At 69.2% G+C, this 23,241-nt stretch carries 19 protein-coding genes; 7 read left to right on the top strand and 12 right to left on the bottom strand.

The window, feature by feature from the left end:
* Positions 1-43: 43 nt before the first annotated feature.
* From ACF8LI_RS15925 to ACF8LI_RS15910, 4 genes are all read right to left on the bottom strand, one after another.
* A complete protein-coding gene (locus tag ACF8LI_RS15925; RefSeq protein ID WP_392413302.1) occupies positions 44-3,721 on the bottom strand; it encodes an IPTL-CTERM sorting domain-containing protein in 3,678 nt (1,225 codons plus the stop codon).
* Positions 3,722-3,937: 216 nt separating this feature from the next.
* A complete protein-coding gene (locus ACF8LI_RS15920) occupies positions 3,938-4,360 on the bottom strand; it encodes a universal stress protein (RefSeq protein ID WP_016447345.1) in 423 nt (140 codons plus the stop codon).
* 63 nt (positions 4,361-4,423) lie between these two features.
* A complete protein-coding gene (locus ACF8LI_RS15915; RefSeq protein WP_016447346.1) occupies positions 4,424-5,314 on the bottom strand; it encodes a metallophosphoesterase in 891 nt (296 codons plus the stop codon).
* Positions 5,315-5,363: 49 nt separating this feature from the next.
* Positions 5,364-6,323 (bottom strand): LysR family transcriptional regulator, encoded by a 960-nt coding sequence (locus ACF8LI_RS15910; protein ID WP_016452246.1) that lies wholly within the window; start codon positions 6,321-6,323, stop codon positions 5,364-5,366.
* Between the two features lie 147 nt (positions 6,324-6,470).
* On the opposite strand from ACF8LI_RS15910, the gene ACF8LI_RS15905 reads away from it, so the two are divergent.
* A complete protein-coding gene (locus ACF8LI_RS15905; protein ID WP_016447348.1) occupies positions 6,471-6,890 on the top strand; it encodes a hypothetical protein in 420 nt (139 codons plus the stop codon).
* A gap of 293 nt (positions 6,891-7,183) precedes the next feature.
* Here the strand turns inward: ACF8LI_RS15905 and ACF8LI_RS15900 are convergent, their stop codons facing one another.
* On the bottom strand, positions 7,184-9,049 hold the full coding sequence (locus ACF8LI_RS15900; RefSeq protein ID WP_016447349.1) for a phosphoenolpyruvate carboxykinase (GTP): 1,866 nt from the start codon (positions 9,047-9,049) through the stop codon (positions 7,184-7,186).
* Between ACF8LI_RS15900 and ACF8LI_RS15895 the strand changes: the two genes are divergently transcribed.
* Positions 9,033-9,284, top strand: coding sequence for a hypothetical protein (locus ACF8LI_RS15895; RefSeq protein ID WP_126311565.1), 252 nt, complete (start codon positions 9,033-9,035; stop codon positions 9,282-9,284). The genes ACF8LI_RS15900 and ACF8LI_RS15895 overlap by 17 nt on opposite strands.
* A gap of 92 nt (positions 9,285-9,376) precedes the next feature.
* Here ACF8LI_RS15895 and ACF8LI_RS15890 read toward each other — a convergent pair whose 3' ends face one another.
* Entirely contained in the window at positions 9,377-9,526 is a 150-nt protein-coding gene (locus ACF8LI_RS15890; RefSeq protein ID WP_016447350.1) for a hypothetical protein, read from the bottom strand.
* 90 nt (positions 9,527-9,616) lie between these two features.
* A complete protein-coding gene (locus ACF8LI_RS15885; protein ID WP_016447351.1) occupies positions 9,617-10,816 on the bottom strand; it encodes a threonine ammonia-lyase in 1,200 nt (399 codons plus the stop codon).
* Between the two features lie 135 nt (positions 10,817-10,951).
* Between ACF8LI_RS15885 and ACF8LI_RS15880 the strand changes: the two genes are divergently transcribed.
* Positions 10,952-11,980 carry an AraC family transcriptional regulator gene (locus tag ACF8LI_RS15880; protein WP_133074117.1) on the top strand — a complete coding sequence of 343 codons (1,029 nt, stop codon included), beginning with the start codon at positions 10,952-10,954 and terminating at the stop codon, positions 11,978-11,980.
* A gap of 107 nt (positions 11,981-12,087) precedes the next feature.
* Positions 12,088-13,200: a siderophore-interacting protein gene (locus ACF8LI_RS15875; RefSeq protein ID WP_392413300.1), complete on the top strand. Its 1,113-nt coding sequence runs from the start codon at positions 12,088-12,090 to the stop codon at positions 13,198-13,200.
* 45 nt (positions 13,201-13,245) lie between these two features.
* On the opposite strand, the gene ACF8LI_RS15870 is transcribed toward ACF8LI_RS15875, so the two are convergent.
* Both ACF8LI_RS15870 and ACF8LI_RS15865 read right to left on the bottom strand, forming a co-directional pair.
* Complete coding sequence (locus tag ACF8LI_RS15870) at positions 13,246-14,766, bottom strand: class I adenylate-forming enzyme family protein (RefSeq protein ID WP_016452243.1); 1,521 nt, start codon at positions 14,764-14,766, stop codon at positions 13,246-13,248.
* 45 nt (positions 14,767-14,811) lie between these two features.
* Entirely contained in the window at positions 14,812-16,506 is a 1,695-nt protein-coding gene (locus ACF8LI_RS15865) for an acyl-CoA dehydrogenase family protein (protein ID WP_310040446.1), read from the bottom strand.
* A gap of 45 nt (positions 16,507-16,551) precedes the next feature.
* Here ACF8LI_RS15865 and ACF8LI_RS15860 point away from each other — a divergent pair, with 45 nt between their 5' ends.
* Positions 16,552-17,205 carry a TetR/AcrR family transcriptional regulator gene (locus ACF8LI_RS15860; RefSeq protein WP_016452241.1) on the top strand — a complete coding sequence of 218 codons (654 nt, stop codon included), beginning with the start codon at positions 16,552-16,554 and terminating at the stop codon, positions 17,203-17,205.
* A 26-nt stretch (positions 17,206-17,231) separates the two neighbouring features.
* Here the strand turns inward: ACF8LI_RS15860 and ACF8LI_RS15855 are convergent, their stop codons facing one another.
* From ACF8LI_RS15855 to ACF8LI_RS15845, 3 genes are all read right to left on the bottom strand, one after another.
* On the bottom strand, positions 17,232-18,410 hold the full coding sequence (locus tag ACF8LI_RS15855; RefSeq protein WP_016447357.1) for a cell wall metabolism sensor histidine kinase WalK: 1,179 nt from the start codon (positions 18,408-18,410) through the stop codon (positions 17,232-17,234).
* Entirely contained in the window at positions 18,395-19,120 is a 726-nt protein-coding gene (locus tag ACF8LI_RS15850) for a response regulator (RefSeq protein ID WP_016447358.1), read from the bottom strand. Before ACF8LI_RS15850 ends, ACF8LI_RS15855 begins: the two co-directional genes overlap by 16 nt.
* A 132-nt stretch (positions 19,121-19,252) precedes the next feature.
* Positions 19,253-20,257: a fimbrial protein gene (locus ACF8LI_RS15845; RefSeq protein WP_392413297.1), complete on the bottom strand. Its 1,005-nt coding sequence runs from the start codon at positions 20,255-20,257 to the stop codon at positions 19,253-19,255.
* 348 nt (positions 20,258-20,605) lie between these two features.
* Here ACF8LI_RS15845 and ACF8LI_RS15840 point away from each other — a divergent pair, with 348 nt between their 5' ends.
* Together ACF8LI_RS15840 and ACF8LI_RS15835 are read left to right on the top strand one after the other, a co-directional pair.
* Positions 20,606-22,075: an efflux transporter outer membrane subunit gene (locus ACF8LI_RS15840; protein WP_061287509.1), complete on the top strand. Its 1,470-nt coding sequence runs from the start codon at positions 20,606-20,608 to the stop codon at positions 22,073-22,075.
* Positions 22,072-23,226 carry an ABC transporter permease gene (locus ACF8LI_RS15835; protein WP_016447361.1) on the top strand — a complete coding sequence of 385 codons (1,155 nt, stop codon included), beginning with the start codon at positions 22,072-22,074 and terminating at the stop codon, positions 23,224-23,226. Before ACF8LI_RS15840 ends, ACF8LI_RS15835 begins: the two co-directional genes overlap by 4 nt.
* The last annotated feature ends 15 nt before the right edge of the window (positions 23,227-23,241 follow it).

Below are 23,241 nucleotides of genomic sequence, written 5' to 3'. Positions count from 1 at the left end.
CGGGCGCTGCCGGTGTTGGCGGGGGGGCTGGCCGGTGCTGGCGTCAGCCGCGGCGGCGGCGCAGTGCGGCCATGCCGCCCAGGGCCAGCGCCAGCAGCGCCTGGGCCAGTGTGGACAGGCCGGGCACGGGGGTGGCCGTGGCGCCGGGCGGCAGGGCCGCAGGCGCGGCCACCGCCACGGGGTCCACGATGACGCCGTTGACGGCTAGGTCGCTGTCGCCCGTCTGCCCGTCGGTGATGTCGAAGCTTACCGAGCGGCGGTCGGGTGCGAAGCGGTAGGCCGACGCGGCCAGCTCATACCAGTGCGCCGTGGGCGTGGCGGCCGTGGGGCCGTACTTCCAGAGCGTGGCCTGGGCGGGCGCGGCTTCAGGCAGGTCCATGCGGATGGTGGCCATGGAGCCCGGCGTGCCGCCCATGAGCACGAAGCTCAGGCTGCCGTAGGGCAGGCGCAGGTTGCCCGGCAGCGGGCTTTGCGAGGGCGCAGGCTGAAAGCCTGCCGAGTTCGAGGCGAACTGCCATTGGTCCGCACCCACATTGCCCGTGCCGTTGCTCACGCCCGCCGTGTTGCTGCCCGTGCCGATCTGCGTGCCGATGGGCACAGGCTTGCTCAGGGCCAGCACAGCCGGCGCGCTGGCCGTGCCCGATGCCGGCAGGTTGACCGCATGCACGCGGTAGCTCACGGCGGGGTCCAGGCCGGTGAAGGACAGCGTGGCAGCGGTATTGGCCGCGGTGCTGACCGTGTTGCTGGCAGGGGCCGGCAGGCCGGCGGCATCCAGGCCGGCCATGACCTGTTCCCAACTGGGGACGGGCGCATTGGCAGGCAGGGCCACGGCGCGCAGGCTGCCGGCCACGCTGGGCGTGGCCTGGACCACGGCCGATGTCTGGTCCACGGCCTGGGCGGACAGGGCCACGGTGGACAGGGCGGGTACCGCCAGGCTGTCCAGGCGCGCCTTTTTCCAGGCGGCATGGGGCAGGTCCTTGGCCACGGTGCCATCGCCGTAGAAATCGGCATCGCCGCAGTCGCTGAGGATGTCCACGCTGCCGCCCGCATCCAGGCTGGCGGGCATGGCGCCTATGCCTTCGGCCGAGCAGGCGGTGTGGGGCGCGGTGATGGCGGCCAGGTCGGCAGCGCGCGGGCGCAGGTTCAGGGCCAGGCCTGCGCCGTTCACGCGGCCATCCCAGGAATAGAGCTGGAAGTTGCGCGGCGCGGTACCCGTGGCGCTGGCCGAGGGACCGGCAATGATCAGGTACTCGCCAGCCGCGTTCTTGCGGATTTCGCGGATGCCGCGGCCGCCCAGGTCCAGGCGAATCGGCTGGCCCATGGACGCGCTGCCCTTGCTGCCGCCATCGGCCGCAGGCAGGGCCGCGAAGTTGGTCACGGGCACGATCAGCGCATGCGTGCGGCCCGTGGCGTCGTCGGCCGTGACGGCGGGCGCGCCCGGCGCCGGCACCAGCGGCGCGCGAAAGCCCAGCCATGCGGCGCCGTCGTCGGGGCTGGTGGACATGCCTTCGATGGAAAAGCCGCTCATCGTCTCGGCCTCGGGCGCCTTGGTTGCACCGCCGTCCGAGCTGGCCACCAGGCCCAGGTAGTTGGCGGCAAGGCCGTCATGCGCGGCCGCGTCCCAGCTGCGCAGGTCCTCGCGCAGCCAGCGGTAGTAGCCACTGGCGGTCAGCGCCGTGGAGGCGCCGGAGCCGGTCACATCCATCGCCGCCAGGCGCCAGCGGTCGGTGCGCGACTTGCCGCTCTTGTTGTTGGAGTGCGAGCCCGCCACGTACACGCGGCTGCCCAGGGCAAAGCTGGCCTCGATGTCCATTTCCTCGTCGCTCTTGCAGCTGTCCAGGCCCGTGAGGCCGGGGGCGGTGCAGGCGGCGGCATCGGCCAGGCCCAGGGCGGTCCTGTCCAGCATCAGCGGCTGGATGGGCAGCCCGCCGGCCGGGCCATAGGCCGAGAAGGAGTTGCCGGCCGGCAGCGCATTGCCCGAGGCATCCTGGGCAGGCGCCTCGTCGTCGCCCACCAGCATGGTGGCGGCATCGATGACGATGGCCGTCGATGCGTCCGAGCGCCCGGCCAGCCAGCGCGGGCTGGTGTTGGCTGCGGTGTTGGCCGAGGCCGCGTACTTGATGGTGCGGCTGACGGAGGCGCCGCCCGCGTTGGTCAGCGTGACGGTGATGTCGGCATAGCCCACGCCCGTGGGCGTGATCCTGAGCACGGCGTTGCCGGCCTGGTTGGACGCGGCCAGGCCGGCGTCGGCCACCACGGCCTGGTTGCTCGAACGCGCAGTGACCTGTACGCCGCCAGCGCCCCCCGCATCCTGCACCGTGAAGCCGATGCCTGCCGAGGCCAGCGGGTCGTTGGCGTCGCCGACCACGCCGGAAAACGCGGTCAGTTCGGGCAGCGAGGCCGTCGGCGGGGCCGAGGCCATGAAAGGCACGCTCACTGCAGCCGTGCTCCCGCCGAGGCCGTTGACGGCGCGCACGCGCAGCGTATAGCTGCCGGGCTGCAGGCCTTCCAGCGCCTGGCTGTTGCCCAGGGCCACGGCCGTGGAGGCTACCGATGCAAAGCTGTCCTGCGACAGCTCCACCACGTAGTAGGCTGCGCCCGGCACGGCGTCCCAGGCGGCCGTCACGCGGTTGCCGGCCGGGGTGGCCGTCAGGTTGGAGGGGGCGGCGGGCACGGTCGCCGGCACGGTCTCCAGCGGGGCCCAGGCCACGCCATAGAACACGCCGTCCTGCGGCGCGGCGATGGACTCGGCCGTGCCCGACAGCGTGCCGGCGTAGCCGCCGTGATCGAAGGCGCGGTACAGGCGGCCCGTGGTGTCGGTGGCCATCAGCATCACATTGCCGCCGCCGGTATCGAAGGCGGCCAGGCCGTGGACCTTGGACAGGCCGGCAATGGAGCCTGCGGGCTGCCAGCTGGTGCCGTCCATCGAGAGGCGGAATTTCCGGATGGCGCCGGTATCGTTGTCCGCCACGTAGACGGTGTTCGCCAGGGCGGGGCCGCCATCGAGTTGCAGGAAGGCGATGCCGCGGTAGGTGGAGGGCGTCAGGCCCGCCAGGGGCAGGGCCGTCTGGATGCCCGTGGTCGGCAAATTCGTGCCGATCTGGTTGAGCGAGCCGCCGTTGATGGCGGCGATCAACTGGCCGCCGGCGACCGCCAGGCCCTGGACATTGCTGCTGTTCAGTTGGGAGATGCCCGTGCCGTCGGCAGCCACATGCCAGATGCCGTTGTTGGCCGTGGCCGTACCCTTGCCGCTGGCCCAGACGGCGCCGCAGTCGCTGCTGGCTGCTGCGCGGATGGTGTCCTTGCTGAAGGCCGTGGTGCCGAGCGGGCGCAGGCTTTTCACGTCGGAGTCGAACCCCACCACGGCCACGGCGCGCGGGGCCGCCGCTGCCGTGACGCCGTTGGGCTCGGTGCCGCCGGTGGCCACGGCATAGCCGGGAACCACCAGGCACAGGCCATTGTCCGAGCGGTTGAGCAGGCCTTCCGAGCCCTTGCTGCTGGCCGTCAGCGGCGTCGCTCCGCCTGACAGCGGCAGCGATTGCACCAGGGTGCCGTCCACGCGGTACTCATCCAGGAACACGGGCAGCGCGCCTGTGCCCGTGCCCACGCGGTAGGCCACCAGGTTGCCCGGGGTGAAGGGCGCGGACCATGCAGCGCCACACAGGGCCAGGCAGGCCGTTGCAATCGCCTTGTGCCGCCAATCCAAAGTACTCGCGCGCATGCTCACCATCCCCCTGTGTGACAAATCGCGCGACTGTAAGAGGCGGCTGTGACAGCCCGGTGACGGCAGGCCCGCAGGATGGTGGGAAGGCACCATGCAAAAAAAGACGGCTCCCTCAGGGGAGCCGTCCTTGCCTCATTGCGCCGTGATGCCCGCGCTTTGCTTTTTCTGGTTATGGGCGCTGCGTGTGCACGGGGCAGCGTATCGCGCGGTCGATCAGCGGATCAGCAGCACAGGCACCTGGCTGCCGGCCAGCACCTGGGTGCTGACCGAGCCCATGACCAGGCGGCCCAGCGTGCCGTGGCCATGCGTGCCCATGACCAGAAGGTCGAACTTGCCTTCTTCGGCCGCCTTGATGATGGAGTCGGCAATCGGGCCGACCTTGCTCAGGCGGGCTGCCTGCACGCCGTGCTCGGCCAGGTAGCTGCACACGGGGTCCAGCACCTTGGTCGACTCCTCGGCGTAGTACTCGTCCACCACGTCCTTGCCCAGGGCGGCGCGCGCGCGGGCCGGCAGCTGGGGCTGGACGGTGATGGCGCTGTAGCTGTGGGCCGAACCCAGGATCTCCGGGTGCGAGGTCAGGTAGGCCAGCATCTTCTGGGTGTAGGGGCTGCCATCGACAGCGAGCAGGATGTTCATGAAGGTCCTCCTTGGGTATGGCCCGAGACTAAGCCCAAGCCGGGGTGGAGTGCTTGATCCAGGTCAAGCACGGGCCGGTGCCTCTGCCGCCCCTGCGGTCGCGTGCACCGGCAACTCGATGGTAGAGCGCGGCGAAAACCCCTCCTGCTCGCCCTTGCGCGCGTAGCCCAGCGGGTTGGCCACCACGCGGCAGCGCCAGGCGCTGCCATCGCCGCGCAGGCCCTCGGCCACATAGTCGCTGGGCGAATGCAGGTGGCCGTGCAGCCACAGATCGGCAAAGGGCAGCAGTTCATCCAGCACGTTGCAAAAGCCGGCCGTGCCCGGCACCAGGCCGTAGCGCGGGTCGGCGCTGCGCAGGCTGGGCGCGAAATGCGTGACGGCCACCGTGGGGCCATCGAAGGGCCTGGCCAGCGCCTGGCGCAGCCATTGCTGGCAGACCAGCGACTGCTCGCGCATGGGCTCGGCCAGGAAGGGCTCGCCGTCGCGCGTGCCGCCGGTCTTTTGCAGGTAGAAATTGGCGGCGCGAAAGGCCTTCTCGCGCAGTTTGAGCAGCCGGGCCAGATCGGTCACGCCTTCATGCATGGACATGGCGTCGTAGTCGCTCCACAGCGTGGTGCCCACGAAGCGCACGCCGTCCAGCACGGCCGTCTCGCGCTCCAGCCAGACCATGCCCATGCGCTCGCAGGTGGCACGCAGGCGGGCGTGGGCGGCGTCGAAGTCCTGCATGTCGTACTCATGGTTGCCCGGCACGAAGATCACGGGGCAGGGCCAGCCCGCGTACTGGGGCAGGGGAGAGAAGCGCTCCAGCCCGAAATCCTGGCCCGGCAGCAGGCTGCCGCTCTGGTAGGAGCCTATGTCGCCGGCCAGCACCAGCACGTCGGCATCGGGTGCGGGCTCTGCGGTGAAATGCGGATGGGCCTCGAGGTGCAGGTCGGACAGCAGCTGGATCTTCATGCGGCCAAGTGTAGAACCTGCGCTGGCGCGGGCGCCCCGCAAACGGCGCTCAGGTGTGCGGGAAGGTCGCCTCTGCAGAGCGCGTGAGCGTGCGCAGCAGCCAGTCGTAGGCCTGAGGATGCTGGCCGCGCCGGCGCCACAGCGCGTCCACGTGCACGGGCTGCACGTCGAAGGGCAGCTCGCGCAGCACCAGCTTGTCGGCCATGCCGGTCACGGGCACGAAGTGGCGCGGCAATATGGTCAGCAGGTTGGAGGTCATGACCACGCGCCCGGCCGTGAAGAACTGGTTGACGGTAAGCACCACCTGGCGCGTGCGGCCCAGCGAGGCCAGGGCCTCGTCGATGAAGCCGAAGGAGCGGCCCGAGAAGCTCACCAGCATGTGGCGCGCCGCGCAGTAGTTGTCCAGCGTCAGCGGCACATCGGCCAGCGGATGGCCCTGGCGCATCACGCACAGGTACTCGCCTTCATACAGGCGCCGGCTGTCGAAGGCCACCAGGGCGCCCGACTGCGCGCGCGCCGTCAGGTCGGCCAGCGCGGCGGGGAAGTAGCCCACGGCCATGTCGGCCTCGCCGGCCTCCAGCAGGCTGCGCGGGTCGCGCGTGGTCAGCGGCAGCACGCGGATGCCGATGCCGGGCGCCTCGCGCTCCAGCAGGCTGAACATGGGAGGAATCAGCGTGGCGGCCGTGGCGTCGGCCATGGCCAGCACAAAGGTGGCGGTGGCGGTGGAGGGGTGGAATTCGCCTGGCGTCAGCGTGTCCTGCAGCTGCTGCAGCGCCTCGCGGATCACGGGCCACAGCGCCAGCGCGCGCGGCGTGGGCTCCACGCCCTGGCCCTGGCGCACCAGGAGCTCGTCGCCCAGCGCCTCGCGCAGGCGGCGCAGCGCATTGCTCACGGCCGGCTGGGTGATGGCCAGCTTGTGGGCCGCCCGCGTGAGGCTGCGCTCCGCCATCACCTCGTCGAAGACGCGCAGCAGGTTCAGATCCAGTGTGCGGAAGTTCAGGGCGGACATGGCCGTGGCAGCGAGCGCTGAGTCATCACTGGTGTGAATGCTACAGATTCAAGATATAAATTTGAAGAACTCTAGGGTAAACCCTATAGTTACCCCTAGTCGCCCGCCACGCCGTCAAAAGCGGCCATTTAACTGGGTTTATCTGCCATGAGCAACTTCATTTACAACTCCTACTGTGTCGAGCACCCTGGTGTGGTGCATGTCTATCAAGCCGCCGACGACCGCAAGAGCGCCGTCAAGCGTTTCTCCGGCAAGCGCGGCGCCAGCGCCCTGCTGCTCGCTGCCCTGGTGGCCGCGCTGATGGTGGTGGTCAACGAGGTCGCCCACAACTGGACCGACGGCCACATGCTGGGCGCCTGGGTCGTGCTGTGGGTTGCCGCCTTCATGGGCCTGGCCCTGTTCTCCGCCCCCGCCCGCCGCGCCGCCATGATGGCCCGTGCCGGCTACCGCGCCTGGACCGAGAGCCGCCAGCAGGCCGCCGCTGACGAGCGCATCTGGAACGCCGCCCTGCAGGACGCCCGCCTGATGGCCGACCTGGCCCGCGCCATGGATAGGCAAGGTAGCTGATCTCTGCCTGGGGTGCCTTGCGGCGCTCCTCCAAAAAAAGCCGCTGCCCACAAGGCGCGGCTTTTTTGTTGTCTGGGGGCGTCGTTGAAACGCCACAAAAAAAGCCTCGCACTGCGAGGCTTTTTCCATGGGTCGAGAGCTACTCAGGGATTCATTGTTCTGTGCATCTTCCACAGTCCATGAAACTGGCGCTGCCCCAAGCAAGGGGCACCGAGGAAGGGCCGCCCCGCACCGAGGGTGCCGTCCCCCCGCGAAGCGAGAGGGGGAAGCGGCGTAGCCGCTCAGGGGGAGCTTTATGTCCCCAGGCGCTTTTCCAGTTCGGCCTTGGTCACCAGCAGCTCCTGGGGCAGCTTGTGGGCCAGCTTGTCGAAGTGCTCGGTGTGCAGCTGCATTTCCTCGGCCCAGGCGGCCTTGTCGATGCTGGTCACGCTGGCGAACTGGTCGGCGGAGAAGTCCAGGCCGGTCCAGTTGATCTCGGCGTACTGGGGCGCAATGCCGAAGGCGGTCTGCTCGCCCTGTGCCTGACCTTCGAGGCGGTCGATCATCCACTTGAGCACGCGCATGTTCTCGCCGTAGCCGGGCCAGACGAACTTGCCGTCGGCATTCTTGCGGAACCAGTTGGTGGTGAAGATCTTGGGCAGGGCCGCGCCCTGGGCCTGGATCTTGGCGCCCAGCGTGAGCCAGTGCTGGAAGTAGTCGCTCATGTTGTAGCCGGCAAACGGCAGCATGGCGAAGGGGTCGCGGCGCACCACGCCCTGGGCGCCGAAGGCGGCGGCCGTGGTTTCCGAGCCCATGGTGGCGGCCATGTAGACGCCTTCGGTCCAGTTGCGGGCCTCGGTCACCAGCGGCACGGTGGTGGAGCGGCGGCCGCCGAAGATGATGGCGTCGATCTTCACGCCCTTGGGATCGTCCCAGGCTTCGTCCAGCGCGGGGTTGTTGGTCGCGGCCACGGTGAAGCGGGCGTTGGGGTGGGCGGCCTTGGCGCCGGTCTCGCGGGCGATCTGGGGCGTCCAGTCCTTGCCTTGCCAGTCGATCAGGTGATCGGGCAGCTTGCCGGTGTCCTTGTCCATGCCTTCCCACCACACGTCGTTGTCGTCGGTCAGCGCGACGTTCGTGAAGATCACGTTCTTGTCGAGGCTGGCCATGCAGTTGGGGTTGGTGTGGTAGTTCGTGCCCGGGGCCACGCCGAAATAGCCGGCTTCGGGGTTGATCGCGCGCAGCGAGCCGTCGGCCTGGGGCTTGATCCAGGCGATGTCGTCGCCGATGGTGGTGACCTTCCAGCCTTCGAAGACCTTGGGCGGCACCAGCATGGAGAAGTTGGTCTTGCCGCAGGCGCTGGGGAAGGCCGCAGCCACGTGGTACTTCTTGCCTTCGGGGTTGGTCACGCCCAGGATGAGCATGTGCTCGGCCAGCCAGCCCTGGTCGCGGCCCATGGTGGAGGCGATGCGCAGCGCAAAGCACTTCTTGCCCAGCAGGGCGTTGCCGCCGTAGCCCGAGCCATAGCTCCAGATTTCGCGCGTCTCGGGGTAGTGGACGATGTACTTGGTCTTGTTGCAGGGCCAGCTGGTCTGGTCCTTCTCGCCTTCGGCCAGGGGCGCGCCCACGGTGTGCACGCAGGGCACGAACTCGCCTTCCACGCCGATCACGTCATACACGGCACGGCCCATGCGGGTCATGATCTTCATGTTGACGGCCACATAGGCGCTGTCGGACAGCTCCACGCCCACGTGGGCGATGGGCGAGCCCAGCGGGCCCATGGAGAAAGGCACCACATACATGGTGCGGCCGGCCATGCAGCCGTCGAACAGCGGCTGCAGCGTGGCGCGCATCTCGTTCGGGGCCATCCAGTTGTTGGTCGGGCCTGCGTCTTCCTTGTTGGCCGAGCAGATGTAGGTGCGGTCCTCGACGCGCGCCACATCGGACGGATCGGACCAGGCCAGGTAGCTGCCGGGGCGCTTGACGGGATCGAGCTTCTTGAAGGTGCCGGCATCGACGAGCTGCTGGCACAGCTGCTCGTATTCCTCCTGCGAGCCATCGCACCAATGGATTTTGGCGGGCTTGCACAGTGCGGCCATCTCGGCCACCCAGGCGATCAGGCGGCTGTTCTTGACATAGGCGGGGGCCTGGATGTTCAGGCCTTGCATGACGGGTGCGTTCATCGCGGAGCTTCCTTCAATTGAAAAAACCAGTTTTTCAAAGGGGACGCGCCTGCTGCACCGCGCCAACTTTGAGAAACGGGCTCTCGTTCAGTCGGCGCGCGAAGGAAGCTCTTCTCTGGGCGGCGAAGCGGCGCTGGCGGAAGCTGGCGGCGCACCGGCTGGGGATTCGATTCTAGGGAGCGGTCACGAATTTGTCAGCAAACGAATGGCAAAAACTATGCATTCTATGCATTGAAGTATGCAATATGAACGATGAAATTGCCTGTTGAAAAGGCAAGCAAAAAGCCCCGCAAAGCGGGGCCTGGTGCAGGGGCAGGAGGGCCGGATTCAGGCCATGTTGACGGCAATGAAGGCCAGCAGAAACATCAGCACGGCGCCTGCCAGGGGCAGGATGACAGGCATGTAGGGGACGACGGCCTCGGTGGCGTCTTCGGGGGCCGGCTGCTCGCCGTGGTGCGCTGCGGGATCGTGCGTCATGCAAAAGCTCCTGGCTTGCCAATGGGGATGCCTGATTCTAGGCAGGCCTGTCCCCTGGCGCCTTCGGGGAAAGCCATGACACCGGGCCTGCTAGACGGCATTGACCTGCATGCCTTCGGCCTGAAGGGCGGCTATGACCTCGTCGATATGGGCCTTGTTGCGCGTCTGCAGCACCAGCTCGATTTCCACGCTCTGCGCGGCCAGCATGGTGAAGGCGCGCTGGTGGTGGACTTCCTCGATATTGGCGCCCGCTGCAGCCACTGTGGCCGTGATGCGCGCCAGCACGCCGGGCACGTCGCGCGCGCTGACCTTGATGCGTGCCAGCCGCCCGGAGCGCACCATGCCGCGCCCGATGATGGCCGCCAGCAGCAGCGGATCGATATTGCCGCCCGACAGGATCATTCCCACCTTCTTGCCCGCAAAGCGCTGCGGATGGCGCAGCAGCGCGGCCAGGCCTGCGGCGCCCGCGCCCTCGACCAGGGTCTTCTCGATCTCCAGCAGCATGAGCACGGCCTGCTCGATATCGCCCTCATCGACCAGCAGCATGTCGTCCACCAGGCGTGCCACGACTTCCTGCGTGATCGCGCCGGGCTGGGTGACGGCAATGCCTTCGGCGATGGTCGAGGTGCCCATGGGCAGCTCGGCCTGGCGCACGGCATTGAACATGGACGGAAAGCGCTGGGTCTGCACGCCGATGATTTCGATGTCCGGGTTCAGCCCCTTGGCCGCCGTGGCCACGCCCGCGATCAGGCCGCCGCCGCCAATGGCCACGACCAGCAGGTCCAGATCCGGCTGCTCGGCCAGCATTTCCAGCGCCAGCGTGCCCTGGCCCGCCGCGATCTGCTCGTCGTCATAGGGGTGGACAAAGCACAGGCCCTGCTGCTCGGCCAGCGCGTAGGCGTGCTGGCGCGCCTCGGCCAGGGAGTCGCCGTGCAGCACGACCTCGGCGCCGAAGCCGCGCGTGCGCTCCACCTTCACCCCCGGGGTGAAGCGCGGCATGACGATGACGGCACGCACCCCCAGGCGCTGCGCGTGGTAGGCCACGCCCTGGGCATGGTTGCCGGCGCTCATGGCGACCACGCCGCGTGCGCGCTCCTCGGGCGAGAGCTGGGCCAGCTTGTTGAGGGCGCCGCGTTCCTTGAACGAGGCCGTGAACTGCAGGTTCTCGAACTTGAGATACACCTGCGCGCCCGTGATCTGGGACAGCGTGCGCGATTCCACGCAGGGCGTTTCGAGCACGGCGCCGCGCAGGCGGCCGGCGGCGTTCTGGATGTCTTGGAGGCTGAGCATGGCGCATTGTGGCGCACACGCGGGCCTGCGCGCGCCAGGCCATGCAATGGATTCCCCGCAGCCAGCGTGGTGCAGGGGGCTTTCATAAAATAAGAATCATTCTTGTCTGTGGGGCGCGCACCGCTCCGGCTGGCCATGGCTTTCTCCTCTGTCCAAACACCTGCACGCCCTCCGCGCTGGCTGGGGCGGGGCACGCTGCGTGCCTGTGACTTCAGCGGGCCCGACTACCGCATCCTCGATGCCGAGGTCACGGCGCAGGATGCGCTGCTGGCCGGGCACCTGCAGGCCTGGCAGGTCCAGCCCGGCCTGTGGCTGCATGGCGTGGAAGCCCGCGACCTGCGCACCATGAGCACGCGTTCGCCGGCCGTGCCGGGCCTGCACATGGTCGTGCTGCTGGAGGGGTGCGTGGACGTGGCCTTCGGCAACCAGGGCCTGCAGCTGCAGGTGGCGCCCGCCAGCGCCGCCGGTGCTCATGTGCAGGCCTGCGGGGCCGTCATCCACACGCGGCCCGGCGACATGTTCATGCGGCAGTGGCGGCGCGGAAAGTTCGAGCGCAAGCTCAGTATCACCGTGCAGCCGCAGTGGTTTGCTGCGCAGACCCTGCCCATGGCGGCGCCGCCGCTGCTGCAGCGCTGGATGGAGCAGCAATTGCTGGCCATACGGCCCTGGCAGCCCTCGCCGCGCGCCGTGGCGGTGGCCGAGCAGATCATCCAGCTGGCACGCGAGGGCTCGGCGCCCTTGCTGCTGGCCAGCCGCACGCTGGAGCTGGTGCACGAGGCCGTGCAGTCCCTCGAGGCGCCCGAGCCCGATCCGGCGCAGACCGTGCCGGGCGTGCTGGGCGTACGCGAGCACCGGCGCATGGCGCGCCTCAAGGCCCTGCTGGACAGCGGCGGCGACGGCTGCCGCACGCTGGCCGAGATCGCACGCGAAGTGGGCCTGAGCGCCAGTGCGCTGCAGCGCCAGTTCCGCCTGGCCTATGGCTCCAGCATCGACGAGTACCGGCGCGAGCAGCGGCTGGCGCGCGCCTGGGCCGCGCTGGAGCAGACGGGCTGCAGCGTGGCCGAGGTCGCGCATGGGGCCGGCTATTCCAGCGCGGCCAACTTTTCCACGGCCTTCAAGCGCCGCTTCGGCATCTCTCCCAAGCTGGTGCGTGCCCGGGTCTGACGCCCGGCGGGCGTCTTTGGCGCGTGGCGCAAACATCGGCAGGCCTGCCGCAAAGCCTGCTTGCGCCAGGCGGTGCTGCAATCTGGCAAAAGAAAGGACATACGCGAATGACACAGCTGCAGGCGCGCACCTCGGTGCACATGGACAGGCCCGACGAAGCCATTGCCGCCATCGTCGGGCACATGCAGGAGCACGACATCACCGTGCGCCGCGAAGGCACGCGCTGGGTGGCCGACTACGAAGGCGGCCGGGGCCAGCTGTGGCTGGAGGGCCGGCAGGTGCATGCCGAGGTGGCGGCACCCGGCGTGGAGCTGCTGCAGGACATGAAGCTCATGCTGGCCCACCTGCTGCTGGAGGCCACGGGCGCCGCCGACGGCTCCCTGGCCTGGGAGGGTGACGGCGCCGCGCTGCAGCGCCCGCCGGCCTTCCGCGTGCTGCAGGTGCTGGCCGTGCGCGATCTCACGCCGCACATGCGCCGCGTGCGCTTTGCCTGCGACGACATGGCGCGCTATGCGCAGGACACCCACATCCACGTCAAGCTGCTGTTTCCGCAGCCGGGCGTGACCGAGCCCCAATGGCCCACGCTGTCGGCCAGCGGCCTGCTGCGCCTGCCCGAGGGTGACATGCGCCTGGACATGCGCACGTACACCATGCGTGCGATGGGAATGGCCCAAGACGGCGCCGACGGATGGATCGACGTGGACTTCGTGCTGCACGAGGATGCAGGCCCCGGGTCGGCCTGGGCCGCGCGCGCCCAGCCGGGCCAGCGCATCGGCATGACCGGCCCCGGCGGGCGCACGGCCACCCCGGCCGACTGGATGCTGCTGGCCGGCGACGACACCGGCCTGCCGGCCATGCTGCGCATTGCGGCCGCCCTGCCGGCGCACACGCGCGGCCATGTGTTTGCCGAAGTCCAGGGCCCGCAGGACGAGCAGCCCGTGCAGGCGCCCGCAGGCCTGCAATGGCACTGGCTGCACCGCGGCGCTGCCGAGGCCGGGACCACCACGCTGCTGATCGACGCGCTGCGCGCCGTGCGCTGGCCGGATGCGTTGGCCGGTCATCCCGCCAGCCGCTTCGTCTGGGCCGCTGGCGAGTTCGACACCGCCCAGGCCGTGCGCCAGTGGGCGCGCGAGGAGCGCGGGCTGGAAAAGCACGAGCAGCTGGTCGTGGCCTACTGGCGGCGGGGCATGAGCGAGTCGGATTTCAAGGCCGCGAAGTAGGCCGCCAAGTAGGCCGCGAAGCAGGCCACGCAGGAGGCCGGCGCCTCAGGGGGCGCTGCGCTCCTGACGCAGCAGGAATTTCTGCAGCTTGCCTGTGGGCGTGCGCGGCAGGCTGGCCGCAAAGACGAATTCACGCGGGATCTTGTAGCGCGCCAGCCTGTCGGCCAGGAATTGCTGCAGCGCCTCGGTATCGGGCGCGGTCTCGCCGCGCAGCACCACATGGGCGATGACGGTCTCGCCCCATTCGGGGTGGGGCCGGCCCACGACGGCGACGTCGGCGACCTGGGGATGGGCCGAGATCGCGTCCTCCACCTCCTTGGAATACACGTTCTCGCCACCCGTGATGACCATGTCCTTGGTCCGGTCCACGATGAAGAGATAGCCCGCGTCGTCCAGGCGCGCAAGATCGCCCGTGCGGTACCAGCCGCCCGGTGCGAAGGCGGCAGCCGTGGCCTGGGCGTCGTGCAGGTAGCCGTCCATCACGCTGCCGGTGCGCAGCCAGATCTCGCCGGTGTCGCCCGGGCTGGCATCCTCGCCGTCGTCGCGCACCACGCGCATGTCCACGCCGGGCAAGGCCACGCGGCCTATGGAGCCGGCCCGCTCCACCTGCTCCTCGGGGTAGAGCGTGGTGCCCGTGGGGCCGGTCTCGGTCATGCCGTAGACCTGGTAGAAGCGGTCGCTGCGGTAGGCCGTGGCCAGCTTGCGCGCCATGTCGGCGCCGATGGGGCCGCCGCCGTAGACCCAGGCGCGCACGCTGCTCAGGTCGTAGCGGGCAAAGTCGGGCAGCATCTGCAGCGGCGCGAAGTAGGAGACGGGGGCGCCGAAGTACAGCGTCACGCCCTCGTCCTGCACGGCCTGCAGGAAATGCTGCGGGTGGTACTCGCGCAGCAGCACCACGGTGCCGCCCATGTACAGCGTGCCGCCAAACCAGTTGTTGAGCGGCGAGGAATGCCAGATGGGCATGGCCATCAGCGTGCGTTCCTCGCGCGTGATGGACAGGCCCAGCGCGGCCGTGATCGCCGCCAGCGTGACGGCGCGGTGGCTCAGCAGGCAGCCCTTGGGCCGGCCCGTGGTGCCGGAGGTGTAGAGCACCTGGGCGATGTCGCCATCGGCGGGCCGCGCGCCTTCCAGGGGCCTGGCGGCCGCCACCAGCGTGTCCCAGTCCTGGACACCCGGGACGGCCTCTTGCGCCTCGGTCACAAGGCGGGCGCAGGGGTGTGGCGCGGCGGCGACCACGGGCGCGAGTGCGGCGTCAAACACCAGGGCCTTGCACTGCGCGTGGCCGAGGATGTACTGCAGCTCGGGCGCCTGCAGCTTGTGGTTGACGGGCACCAGCGCGGCGCCCAGGCGCCAGGCGCCGAACAGGGCTTCGACAAAGCCCGGCGTGTTCAGGCACATCAGGGCCACGGTATCGCCCCGGCCCACGCCCTGGGCCTGGAGGACGGCGGCAGCGCGCTGCGAGCGCCGCTGCATGTCGGCATAGCTGATGGAGGCGCCGCGGTCGCGCAGAAAGGCCTTGGCAGGCGTCTTGCGCACGGCGCTGTCGAAGGCGTCGAGCAGGTTCATGTCTTGTCTCCTTGTGCTTTGTTGTGTGGCGGGCCGGCCACCGCTTCAGGCGGGCAGCGCGCGCTGCAGGATGGCGGCAATGTCCAGGCCTGCGGGATCGAAGGCGCCCGCCACCATGGCGCCCTGCTGCGCGCCCAGGCGCGTGGCGATGAAGCCGTCGGCCATGGCGGGCGGCGCATGGCGGCGCAGCAGGCAGGCCTGGGCCAGCAGCACCAGGTCCTGCACCAGGCGGCGTGCCTGGGCCTCGAGCTGGTCAGGCGGGCCGGACAGGCGCCGGGCCAGCGACTGCGCCTGCTGCAGAAGCGCGGGCTCGCCCGCCGCCGTGTCGATCAGGTCCTGCAGCAGCAGCTGCGCGCCGTCGGGCTCGCGCGAGATGGCGCGCAGCACGTCGAGGCACATGACGTTGCCCGAGCCTTCCCAGATCGAGTTCACGGGCGCCTCGCGGAACAGGCGCGCCATCACGCCCGTGTCCACATAGCCGTTGCCGCCCAGCACCTCCATGGCCTCGCCCGTCAACTCCACGCCGCGCTTGCAGACCCAGAACTTGGCCGCCGGCGTCATGATGCGTTTCCAGGCGCGCTCCAGCGGATCGCCCTCGTCGCCTCCACGCTCATAGGCCTGGGCCAGGCGCATGGCGATCTGCAGCGCGGCCTCGCTCTCCAGCGCCAGGTCGGCAAGCACGCTGCGCATCAGCGGCTGCTCGGCCAGCCGCTTGCCGAAGACGCTGCGCCGGCGCGCATAGGCCAGGGCCTGCACCGTGGCCGAGCGCAGGATGGCGGCGCTGCCCAGCACGCAGTTCAGGCGCGTGTAGGTGGCCATCTCGATGATGGTGGGAATGCCCCGGCCTTCCTCGCCCATCAGGATGCCCCAGGCGTCCTCGAACTCCACCTCGCTGCTGGAGTTGCTGCGGTTGCCGACCTTGTCCTTCAGGCGCTGCACGCGCACCGCATTCTTTGTGCCGTCGGGGCGCCAGCGCGGAACGTAGAAGCAGGCCTGCCCACCGCCTTCCCCCATGCGCGCCACCACCAGGTGGGCATCGCACATGGGGGCCGAGAAGAACCACTTGTGGCCGCGCAGCAGGTACTCGCCGCCGCGCCCGCCGGCGTGCACCGGCATGGCCACCGTGGTGTTGGCGCGCACGTCGGAGCCGCCCTGCTTCTCGGTCATGCCCATGCCCAGCCACATCGATGCCTTGTCGGCCACGGGCAGGTCGCGCGGATCGTATTCGTGGCTGAACAGCTTGCCCTGCAGCTGCTGCCACAGCGCCGGTTCCTTTTGCAGCAGCGGGATGGCGGCCGTGGTCATGGTGGCCGGGCACAGCGTGCCCTGTTCGACCTGGCCATGCAGGTAGAAACCTGCGGCCCAGGCGCTCCAGCGGCCCGCGCTGCTGTCCTCGAAGGGCAGGGAGATCAGCCCCTGCTGCCGGTATAGTCCCAGCAGCGTGTGCCAGCTCGGGTGGAACTCCACGGCGTCGATGATGCGGCCGCGTGCGTCGAAGCGGTGCAGCTCTGGCGTGTGGCGGTTGGCCTGCTCGGCCAGCTCCCAGGTGGCGCGCTCGCCCAGCTGCTGCGCATAGCGCGACAGCGAAGGGATGTGGCGCGCAGCGCCGCTGCGCTGCAGGGCCTCGGCCAGGGCGGGGTCGGCCTCCAGCAGGTTGAAGTCGGTGAGTTCGTCGACCTGGTTCAGGACGTCGTGCGTGTTCCAGGTGTGCCCTGTCTGCAATGTCTGGCCGGTGCTCATGCGTGTCTCCGTGATCGTGGGTCTCAACGCAAAAGTCTAGGAAAAATGCCCAGCAAAGGTGTTCGGGTTTCACGGCAGCAGCCGCAGCCGCCCAAAGTGCGGCGCCGCCCCCTGCAATCGCGCGCGCAGGCCACCTCGCAGGCGCTGCAGGACGCCTTTGTTCGGCTTGTGATCGAGCAGGGCTACGAGCGCACCACGGTGCGCGAGGTGGCGGCCGTGGCCGGCGTGGGCCTGGGCACCTTCTACGAATACTTCGGCAACATGGACACGCTGGCGGCCATGTGCATCCACCGCCAGGTGCAGGCCCTGCATGCCCAGGGACTGCAGACGCTGCAGGGATGCGCCGGCATGGCGCCGGCCACGCGCGTGGACCGGCTGCTGGACACCTTGGTGGACGGCATTGCGCGCGAGGCGCCGATGTGGGCTGCGCTGTTCATGCTCGAGCGCAAGGTGTCCGCGCCCGAGCCCTTCCGGCGCCACTACCAGGCCTATGTGCAGCTGTGGGCCATGGCGCTGCAGGACTGCGATCCGCCGTTGCCCGAGCCGGCCCAGCCCCTGGCGCGGCTGCTGCACACGATGACCTATGGCTGGGTGTCGCAGTCGCTGCTGGCGCTGGGGCCGCAGCAGACGCCGCAGCAACTGCGCGAGCCGCTGGGCTGGGCCATTCATGCGCTGCTGCGCAAGGCGCAGGCTGCGTAGTCCCTCAGGGCCCAGGGGCCCGAGACTCAGATGCGCGGAAAGCGCAGCGTGAAGCGGGCGCCGCCCCGCTCGGAATCGTCGGCCTCCACGCTGCCGCCCTGGGACAGGGTCAGCGCCTTGACGATGGACAGGCCCAGGCCAGAACCCTCGCGGCGGCGCTTGCCGGGCACCTGGGCAAAGCGCTGGAAGGGATGGGCGCGCAGCTCGCTGGGCAGGCCGGGGCCTGCATCGCTGATGCGCAGCACGGTCCAGGCGCGGCCTTCGATATCGGACTCCACCGTGAGCGCCACGCCCAGCCAGGCGCCGCTGGCCGCATGGCGCATGGCGTTGCTGACCAGGTTGGAGAGGATCTGGCGCATGCGGTCGGCATCGGCGCGGATGTCGGTCATGCCTTCGTCGGTGGGGCCGGGCAGGGACAGGTCCAGCTGCATGCCGTGCTGCTGCAGCTGGGGGTGGAGCTGGTCCAGCGTCTCGGCCACCAGCAGGGTCAGGTCCATGCGCTGCTTTTGCAGCGAGAGCTGGCCTGCATCGGCCATGGACAGCGTGTGCAGGTCGTCCACCAGCCGGCCCAGGTGCTCGACCTGGGACAGCAGGGTGTTCAATTCGGTGTCGTCCGCCGCGATGACGCCATCGCAGATGGCATGCAGTCGCGCCTGCAGCACCGTCAGCGGCGTGCGCAGCTCATGCGAGATCGAGGCCGCCGTGGCGCGGCGCTCGGTCTCCAGCGTCTCCAGCGAATCGATCATGCGGTTGAAGGCCTCCACCATCTCGGCCATCTCGCCGTGGGCCTTGCCGGGCAGGGCGCGCGCGCTGAAGTCGCCCAGCTCCACGCGCTTGGCCACCTCGACCATGGACGCCAGGGGCCGCGTCACCAGGCGAGACACCCAAAAGCCCACGGCCAGTCCGAAGGGCAGGCACACCAGCAGGCCGATGACCAGCGACCATTTCTCGCCGAACAGCAGATCGCCCGTCCAGTACTGGCCATAGATCTGCATGGCGCGCGGGCTGTCCTCCAGCGACTGGGCGTTGAGTTCGTCCAGCTCGATCTGCACGGCCGGCGGCAGGCTGTTGTAGAAGTCGCGGTACTGGATCTCGGAGAACACCAGCACGCCGATGGCCAGCAGGGCGATGGTGCTGAGCACGGTGGCCGTGATCCACAGGCCGAAGCGCACCCAGATGCGGTTGGGCCTCAGTCCCAGGGCCATAGCCGGTAGCCGATGCCACGCACGGTTTCGATCAGGCCTTCCTGGCCGGCCAGCTGCAGCTTGCGGCGCAGCTTGGACAGGTGCGAGTCGATGACGCGCTCCAGCGCATCGCTCTCGGGCAGGCAGTGCTCGATCAGGTGGGAGCGCGAGAAGCAGCGCCGGGGCTGGGCCGCCAGGCAGGCCAGCAGGCGGAACTCGGTCAGCGTCAGGGGCAGCGGCAGGGCGCGGCCCTCGTTGTCGTAGACCACGGCGCTGTGCGCCTCGGTATCGATCTCGATGGGGCCCACGCGGATGGGCGCGGGCGCCGGGTTCTTGCGCGCCTGGGTGCGTCGCAGCACGGCGCGCACGCGGGCCACGACCTCGGGCGGATTGAAGGGCTTGACCACGTAGTCGTCGGCGCCCAGGCGCAGGGCCAGCAGCTTGTCCACATCGTCGGCCAGGGCCGTGACCATGATCACGGGCGTCTGGCTGTCATCGCGGATGGCGCGCAGCACGTCGATGCCATCCATGCCGGGCAGGTGGATGTCCAGCAGCACCAGGTCGGGCCGCAGCTGGCGGAACAGCTGCAGCGCCTCCTGCCCGTCCGAGGCCATGCGCGAACGCAGCCCGTCCCGCTCGAGATAGGCCGTCAGGATGCTGGCGATGGCGGGCTCGTCTTCGACGACGAGCACGAGGGGGGTGGTTGCCGTTGGCTGTGCTGTGGAGTTCATGGGAAAGCTGGCAGGGCCAAGCGCACATTATGGTGCGATGCCCTGCGAGCCGCAGCCCTCCATATTGGCTCCACGAAGTCTGCAATCGCGCGCAAGGCTGGCGCTGTTCATTTCCTGCAGTCCCATCAGCGGCTATTGGTAGCTCATCGTGAAGGTCGCCCTGCCATAGGCCACGCCAGGTGTCACGCTGCCGGCTGTCTGCACCAGGCGCGCGCTCAGCGGAATCTTCAGGCTGTTCTGCCCCTGTGCGACCTGGCCCGCATTCCATTGGTTGGCATTGCCCAGGTTGCCGGAGTCGGGGCCGAAGCTCACGGGCACGTTGTTTCTCAGTACCTGTATGCCGACACCCCGGGCCTTGGAGTTTTGGGCCAGCGTCAGCGTGCTCGATCGGTTGGTCGCCTGGGTGGCATCCGTCAGCGTGACGAAGGCGGTCAGGCGTGTATTGGCTTCGCCTCCCGCGCAGGTCAACTCGATGCTGAAGTCCTTGGCTGCCGTGACGGTCCCGATTCCCTTGAAATCGGCGAACGGGGCGGGGGCCATGGTCACGTCGATCTTGCCCGTGGACACCCGGCAGGTCGGCGGCCTGGGGCGGCTGCTGACGTTGACGGTGATGCCACTCGAAAAGAATACCGTGGCCAGCAAGTCACGGGCATTGCTGGTCCCAGAGTAGATTCGTGCGAAGCTGCCATTCAGGAAACCGCCAGATGTGAGTTCCCCGGTTTTCACGAGCTCGAGGGTCATGTTGTTGCTTGGCAGTGAATGGAATATGCCCTGTTTCAGCATGGACCCGGAATAAGGCGCGGCTCTTTCCCACGTGATTCTCATGCCCAGGTTGGGAATGGAGGTGGAATATATTCCACCGCTTTCCGTTCCAATGCCTTCTATGTAATAAAAATCATTGTCGCAAGAAATGTGGTAGCTGCCGGCCCCGGTATTTTGCAAAGCCATTGTCCTGGAATAGACAACGCTGCCAATCGGATAATTTTCGTTGACGATGGTGGGGGTGTTGGCCGAACCCGGAAACTGGGCATTCCAGCCCTGGGAGGAACAACGGGCCCAGGATGAAATAGGGGCCATGAAGAAAATCAAGAGGAGCGGCATGGCCAATGCATGGCGCAAGATGGCTGTGAAAGGCATGCTGTGGACTCCAGCCAGGAAGATATGGATCAATGTCCTTGGGACAGGCGGCACCGGGCGCGATATCCGGTCAATATACCGACCTGTATGCGGCATTGGAATCGGAGTGTTCTGAAAATAAACTCGGAATCATCCGAGTCCGCGGTAATCTGGCGCGGTCCGCGACTGACTCCCACCCGGGATGGGCAAGAGAGGCTTGCGCACGGCGCCGCGTTCTCCATGTTTCCTCCATAAAGCCTGCAACCTCGCGCAAGCTTGGCCGCGTCCAATGGCTATCCGGGGACATGGTTCCCTGGCCTCGTTTTCCCGGTCCTCCCCCTCGATCATCCCCTCCCGCCTGTCCATCCCGTGAACCACGCCGCCGCGACGCAACGCCTCTCCAGCCTGTGCCTGGGCGCCGCCCTGGCGCTGGCCGGCTGCTCATCGCCGCCCCCGGCACAGCTCGACGGCTCGGTGCCTGCGCAGTGGACACAGCCCCTGCCCGCCGCCGCGCCGGGCGCATCTGGCTCGGCCGCCGCACCCGACCTGCAGGGCTGGTGGAAGGCCTGGGGCGATGAATCCCTCAACACCCTGGTCGAGGAGGCGCTGGCCGCCAACCTCGATCTGTCCCAGGCCCAGTCGCGCCTGCGCCAGCAGCGGCTGCTGGCGGGCACGGCCGGCGCTGCCTTCCGGCCCGTGTTCACGGCCGGTGCGCGCACGCTGCAGGACATCGCAGCCATCGACTCGTATTTCCACGCCAGCATCGACGTGAGCTGGGACCTGGGCCTGTTCGGCGCCCGCGAGGCCGGCGAGCGCAATGCCGCAGCTGCCGTGCTCGATGCACGGGGCCGCCTGCAGGCAGCGCGCGTGGCCCTGGTGGCCGACGTGGTGCACCGCTACCTGGACATCCGCATGGCCCAGCGCCAGCTGGCCCTGATCGACGAGCAGGCGCAGCTGGATGCGCGTGCCCTGCAACTGGCCCAGGTGCGCCAGCAGCAGCGCCTGGGCACGGCCGAGGCCGTGCGCCAGCTGCAGTTGCAGGCCGGCCAGAGCGCTGCTCTGCGTGCGGGCCTGCGTGAAACCCAGGCCCGCAGCGCCCACATGCTGGCCGCACTGCTGGGCCGCACACGGCCCGATGCGCAATGGCTGCAGGCCGATGCGACAGCGCCGCTGCCCGGCCCGCAGGCGCTGGGCGTGGCGGTCCTTCCGGCCGACCTGCTGCGCACGCGCCCCGACATCCAGGTGGCGCAGGCCGGCGTGGAACGCGCCGCAGCCGAGCAGGGCATTGCGCAAGCGGCGCTGTACCCGCGCTTCGTGATCGGCGGCTCGCTGCTGTATTCGTTCAACATCACCCAGAACCTGCGCACGACGCAGGACAACGCGCCCACCTTCGGGCCGCAGATCGACATTCCCCTGTTCGACTGGGGCCGCCGCCGCTCGCAGGCCGATGCCAGCGAGCTGGCGCTGCAGGCTGCCATCCAGGGCTACCGCCAGAGCGTGCTGGACGGCGTGGCCGAGGTCGAGTCCGCACTGGCCGCCATCGGTGCCCAGCGCCAGCGCATCGCCGCGCTGCAGGACTCGCAGCAGGTGCTTGCCGAGCGCGAACGCGTGCAGCACCAGCGCCAGAAGCTGGGCCTGGACAGCGAGTTCGGTGGTCTGGCGTCCCGGCGCGCCGCATTGCAGGCGCGCAGCGAGCAGACCACCGCCCTGGCCGCCCATGCCCTGGCCTATGTGGCGCTGTACAAGGCCCTGGGCGGCGCGCCGCTGCCTGCCGAGGACAGGCCGGAGGACGATTCCGGCAACGGCCCTGCGCCCGTGGCTCAGGGGGCATCCTCATGATCGCGCTGGCGCGCAAGACGCTGGTGCACGAGTGGCGCCGGTTCATTCCCTCCGTTTTCGCGGTGGGCTTCTCCGGCGTGCTGCTGGCCATGCAGGCCGCGCTGGTGCTGGGCATCTTCGGATCGGCCGCGCTGTATGTGACGGCGTCCTCGGCCGATCTGTGGATCGGCTACCCGGGCACGCAGAGCGTGAATTTCGGCCGCACCATCGGCCGCGACGTGGACATGCGCCTGCGCATGGACCCGGACATCACTGCCGTCGAGCCCTACGTCTGGGTCGATGGCGACTGGCGCTCCAGCACGCCGGCCGGCGGCGCGGCCAGCGAACACGGCGGCGGCGTGTCGGTCTACCTGTCCGGCATTGCCACCGATGATGCCTCCATGCTGTTTTCCCGCGTGCTCCAGCCCTGGCAGCGGCAGCGCCTGCGCGAACCCGGCGCCGTGATCGTGGACCGGGCCGACCTGCAGACGCTGGGCGCCAGCGAGGGCGGCGTGGCCTGGGTCAACAACCACCGCGTGCAGGTGGTGGCCGCCGTGGACGGGCTGCGCGGCCTGGGCGGCGTGAACGTGCTGGCCTCGCTGGCCACGGCGCGCGAGATTGCCGGTGACCCGGGCCAGGGCAGCACCTACTTCGTGGCGCGCGTGCGCCCCGGCGCCTCGGCCAAGGCCGTCCAGCAGCGCCTGAACCAGTCCACGCCCAGCTTCGGCCCCTACGAGGCATGGACAGCCAAGGAATTCGCGCGGCGCTCGCAGCGCTACTGGATGTTCGACACGGGCGCCGGCGCGGGCGTGCTGTTCATGGCCGTCATCGTCTGCCTGGTGGGCTCGGTGGTCACCAGCCAGTCGCTCAAGGCTGTGGTGGCTGCCTCGTCGCGCGAGTACGCCGTGCTCAACGCGCTGGGCGTGAGCCGCGCGGCCCTGGGCCGCGTGGTGGTGGAGCAGGCCTGCTGGATCGGCGGCCTGGGCTTCGTGATGGCCGCGCTGGCCAGCGCCGTGCTGCTGGCCGTGGCCACGGCCTACCGCGTGCCCGTGGCGCTGAACGCATCGGCCGTGCTGGCCTGTGCCGTGCTGGTGGCCGTGCTGTCCCTGCTGTCGGGCCTGGGCGCCATGCGCAGCCTGCTGCGCGCCGACCCGGCCACGCTGCTGCGCTGAAGACTTCCATACACC

The organism is Delftia sp. WSY_12 (genome assembly GCF_043104645.1).
Lineage (GTDB): Bacteria > Pseudomonadota > Gammaproteobacteria > Burkholderiales > Burkholderiaceae_C > Comamonas > Comamonas tsuruhatensis.
Note: the sequence above shows the minus strand (reverse complement) of the source record. Positions and strands in the feature narration are given on the sequence as shown.